Source organism: Crocosphaera sp. Alani8, from assembly GCF_038442745.1.
Taxonomy (GTDB): domain Bacteria; phylum Cyanobacteriota; class Cyanobacteriia; order Cyanobacteriales; family Microcystaceae; genus Crocosphaera.
The window spans coordinates 1-3,390 of sequence record NZ_JARVCN010000339.1 but is presented as its reverse complement, the minus strand read 5'-3'; the positions used below and the strand labels follow the sequence as shown (position 1 = coordinate 3,390).

The following is a 3,390-nucleotide window of genomic DNA, read 5'->3' as shown; positions in this document are numbered from 1 at the left end:
TCCTCCATAAGTCTCTACCTAACCCGAACTTTGCACAGCATCTTCTTAACGCCATAGCTTCAGCATTACTAGAAGGATCTCCATAAGATGAACAGTCAACATCCTCGGTTCCTGTTGCTTCCCTTGTAAGTGATTTATCATCACCATAAATAGTAAGAACACCCGTTAAAGTAAGACGATTACTAATCTGATTAACATCCTTTATTGACCATGACCAGCCGTCAATTCCACACCGTTCATCTAATAGGTCACACAGGTTGTACCAAGCTATGTAATCAATCTCATCAATCTTTTTCTTGTCTTTAAATATTCCTTTTTTACTAATCTTCTGTTTAGGAACTGGTTGTGCTAAGTTGTTCAAAATCTCTGCTAGTTTCATGTCTTTTCTCTGAAGGTAATTGACTTATTTTTTGAGGTACTGTAGAGTTGTACAAATGATTGCCACATGAGTAATGCTTTAAAAGTTAGGTCGTTATTAGAAGGGGAAATTAATCCCCTTTTTTGTTTCCTAAATGAATAATTAGTAGTAAATAAAGTCGAGTCCTAAGCTATCTTTGCTCATAGGATAATTTTCTTTCGGTAAACCTGCTTCTTCCCAAGCTTTTTCTAGTGCTTCCCAATCGAAGTCTCCTGTAACTGCTAAGGTCTTTTCTCCTGTGAACCCATTTATGCAATAGTTCTCGTAAACTTCTGCATAAAATTTATCAGGGATACACTCAACTAATTGCTCTAATTGTTTTGTGGTAATGTTCATTTTTCCTCAGTTTTCCAAATGGTGTTAATGTTAGTAATAGATGAATTCGGTTCCAATTTGAGTTCTTCTTTTAGGAGAATACTTCTTGAGTATTCCTGCCTCTTTCCAGGCTTTTTCAAGTATCTCCCAATCAAAATCTCCTATCAAGGCAAAGTGTGTCTCTTTGATTCCCCCTTTGTACACAGGGTACTCGTGAATTTCCGTTTCAAATTCACATGGGATACGTTCAATTACTTGATTTAATTTTTCTCTGCTAATGTTCATTTTCACTCCTCACTTAATCAGTTATCAGTCACACGCTTCGCTCAGTCATCAGTAACCAAATATGCGAATGGTTACTGGTGACTGCGTGACTGATTAAAACTCGTGACAAGGGTTGTTTGCCCAGTACCAATCTGCAAGTAGATAGCCTATAAATTGCTCTCGGTACTGCTTTAAAGCTTGTAATATTGATGTTTGGTTCACATCATCATGGGGCAAAAATATTGATACTGTCTCGATTCCTTTTGGAGATGAAGTACCGTCCTCTGCGTCAATTTCCTGTTCGTGGGTATGCAAGGTAACTACAACCTCATCCATACTGTTCCTACAGTCATCGGTCATTTCGTGATAGCCACGGGTTACTTTGTCGAATAATGTACAAGTACCTCTAGACCTTGCGTCCCCTTCATATTTTTTGAACATGGGACACTGTTCGCAGGTGTGACACACTTGTGTACTATTTGATATCATTGGTTAGTTGCCCCTCCTTTTGGGGTTTCGTTTGAGAAAGGCGATCGCTTCCAGTCGAAAGTTGGCGATTGCCTTTCTTTTGTCCATAATAATCTAAATGATTAGACTTGTCAAGCAAACAAGACAGTTGATGGGTCTATTTATTTGTGTTAGTCTATATAATGATAATGATATAGACTAAGAGGATAATCTAAATGCTTGTATTGACAGGAATGAATTTAAGACAATTGCGAGATAAAGCCAAACTAAAGCCTGAAGAAGCCGCTTATAAAATAGGAGTTGCTTTATCAACATTACGAAATTGGGAAGCGGGGAAGCACCAACCGACAATGACCATTAGTGAATTTCGTAATGCTCTTTCTGTCTATCAATGTTCACTCGAAGATTTTGATCAAGCGGTTAAAGAGTCAGTACAAGCTTATAAAAACGAGCAAATTCTAAGTAAGGAAAAGTAATTTTGCTCATAAACCTCATAAATCAGTAAGCTAACTACAACCTAATGATTATCCTTACTTACAATGGCAAATCCCTAAATCAACGCCCAGAAAACAACTATGTTAACTTGAGCCAATTGTGTGCCACGCACGGTAAAAAGCTTAATAATTGGACTCCCTCAAAGCTTGGAAAGTCTTATTTAGAGGCACTTTCTGCCAGGACGCAAAAAAGCGTCCTGGAATTAATCGATACTACGGTCGGTGGACATGGCGGTTCCAAAACCTGGGGTCACCTCCTAGCTGCGATTGGGGTCGCTCGGTGGGTCTCTACTGAGTTTGGTCTTTGGTGCAATGAGCATATAAAAACCTTAATCGAGACTGGGACAACAACAATAACGGATAATGCCGAGATTAAATCTTTTTTAATCAACATTCAGGAGGAAAATCGACAATTAAGACAAGAAAATCAACAGATTCAGCAAAGCATCTTTCAAATCCTTGACGCAATTCAAAAATTGCAAACGCTGGATACTGAAACAACAGCTAAGGAGATCGCACAGAAAGCCGAGGAAAAATTAGACGAATATCACGGCAAAAAAGCCCTAGAATTCAAAAGAATCAGGGAACGAAACGAAATAAATAAGTATTTGCGAAGAAATCGATAACTGAGTCAATTCAGCTATCGATTTTTGCAATAACGCTATTCAGTTAAGTCAAAAAAGAAAAGTTGGAGATGCTTTTCTCGTGTCCACCACTGGTTAAAACTAGCAAGACAACAATGGAGATGCTGTAAAGGTCACTGAAAGAGTTTCTTCACTGCAAGAGGCACTACGAGCGGCTTTGAGCCGGCATCCAACAAAAAAAATCAATTTCTTCTATCATAGTTGTCTTCTCTAGTATTTTCCAAATGGTCATGACAAATAAGCATCTCCAGTAGTACACAAACACTGGAGAAAATCATGAACAACGTCAATGAGCAACACCGCAACGAATGGGTTAAAGGTTCCGCAGTAGCACCCTCAATCGTATATTTGAACGTCAGATCGCTGATCAACACCGATACCTTTGACTTCCTACTCTACTCAGAAAAGGTATCCCGCCGAAATGATGGAAGGATCAACAATGGAACGTTGAAAGCCAATGCCCATTTAGAATTAGGGGGATGGGGGGTAAATGCCATTGACCCAGAAACCGGTGAAGACTTGTTGTGGGGTCAACTTAAACCCAACACCCCCAAAGTCGGCAAAGATGGGAAAACCAGAAAATATGAGGTTCCATCATTCGAGCCGGTTCAACCAATTTGCCTAAAAGTTTCCCATAGAATCGGGTTGAAAGTAGCCAAGAAAGCAGGTTTACTGAAGCAATATCGAGAACGTATCCGTGAACAATGGATACTGACCGAGGGCATCACCTACAAGGAATTTCTACGGTTAAAAGATAAGTTATTCTGGAAGTGGGTAAAGGACAACC

The 3,390-nt window shown here is 39.3% G+C and carries 7 protein-coding genes and 1 pseudogene; 3 read left to right on the top strand and 5 right to left on the bottom strand.

Features of this window, described 5'->3' with window-relative positions; translation table 11 throughout:
- From P9B04_RS17610 to P9B04_RS17590, 5 genes are all read right to left on the bottom strand, one after another.
- Nucleotides 1-379: Rad52/Rad22 family DNA repair protein (locus P9B04_RS17610; protein ID WP_342056284.1), on the bottom strand; the 379-nt coding region annotated here is incomplete at its 3' end.
- A 141-nt stretch (nucleotides 380-520) separates the two neighbouring features.
- Complete coding sequence (locus P9B04_RS17605; protein ID WP_342056283.1) at nucleotides 521-754, bottom strand: hypothetical protein; 234 nt, start codon at nucleotides 752-754, stop codon at nucleotides 521-523.
- Nucleotides 755-784: 30 nt separating this feature from the next.
- Nucleotides 785-1,018: a hypothetical protein gene (locus tag P9B04_RS17600; RefSeq protein ID WP_342056282.1), complete on the bottom strand. Its 234-nt coding sequence runs from the start codon at nucleotides 1,016-1,018 to the stop codon at nucleotides 785-787.
- Nucleotides 1,019-1,111: 93 nt separating this feature from the next.
- Entirely contained in the window at nucleotides 1,112-1,438 is a 327-nt protein-coding gene (locus tag P9B04_RS17595; protein ID WP_342056281.1) for a hypothetical protein, read from the bottom strand.
- A gap of 34 nt (nucleotides 1,439-1,472) precedes the next feature.
- A complete protein-coding gene (locus P9B04_RS17590; RefSeq protein ID WP_342056280.1) occupies nucleotides 1,473-1,604 on the bottom strand; it encodes a hypothetical protein in 132 nt (43 codons plus the stop codon).
- Nucleotides 1,605-1,680: 76 nt separating this feature from the next.
- Between P9B04_RS17590 and P9B04_RS17585 the strand changes: the two genes are divergently transcribed.
- The 3 genes and pseudogenes from P9B04_RS17585 to P9B04_RS17575 form a co-directional block, all read left to right on the top strand.
- Nucleotides 1,681-1,941 (top strand): helix-turn-helix domain-containing protein, encoded by a 261-nt coding sequence (locus P9B04_RS17585; protein WP_342056279.1) that lies wholly within the window; start codon nucleotides 1,681-1,683, stop codon nucleotides 1,939-1,941.
- 44 nt (nucleotides 1,942-1,985) lie between these two features.
- Nucleotides 1,986-2,585: a KilA-N domain-containing protein gene (locus P9B04_RS17580; RefSeq protein ID WP_342056278.1), complete on the top strand. Its 600-nt coding sequence runs from the start codon at nucleotides 1,986-1,988 to the stop codon at nucleotides 2,583-2,585.
- 294 nt (nucleotides 2,586-2,879) lie between these two features.
- A pseudogene (locus P9B04_RS17575) lies at nucleotides 2,880-3,390 on the top strand (phage/plasmid primase, P4 family); the annotation flags it as partial.

Excerpts from the sequence above, each read along its gene's own strand:
- P9B04_RS17580 (WP_342056278.1), top strand. The coding sequence starts at position 1,986 with ATGATTATCCTTACTTACAATGGCAAATCCCTAAATCAACGCCCAGAA.
- P9B04_RS17595 (WP_342056281.1), bottom strand. The coding sequence starts at position 1,438 with ATGTTCAAAAAATATGAAGGGGACGCAAGGTCTAGAGGTACTTGTACA.
- P9B04_RS17605 (WP_342056283.1), bottom strand. The coding sequence starts at position 754 with ATGAACATTACCACAAAACAATTAGAGCAATTAGTTGAGTGTATCCCT.
- P9B04_RS17600 (WP_342056282.1), bottom strand. The coding sequence starts at position 1,018 with ATGAACATTAGCAGAGAAAAATTAAATCAAGTAATTGAACGTATCCCA.
- P9B04_RS17585 (WP_342056279.1), top strand. The coding sequence starts at position 1,681 with ATGCTTGTATTGACAGGAATGAATTTAAGACAATTGCGAGATAAAGCC.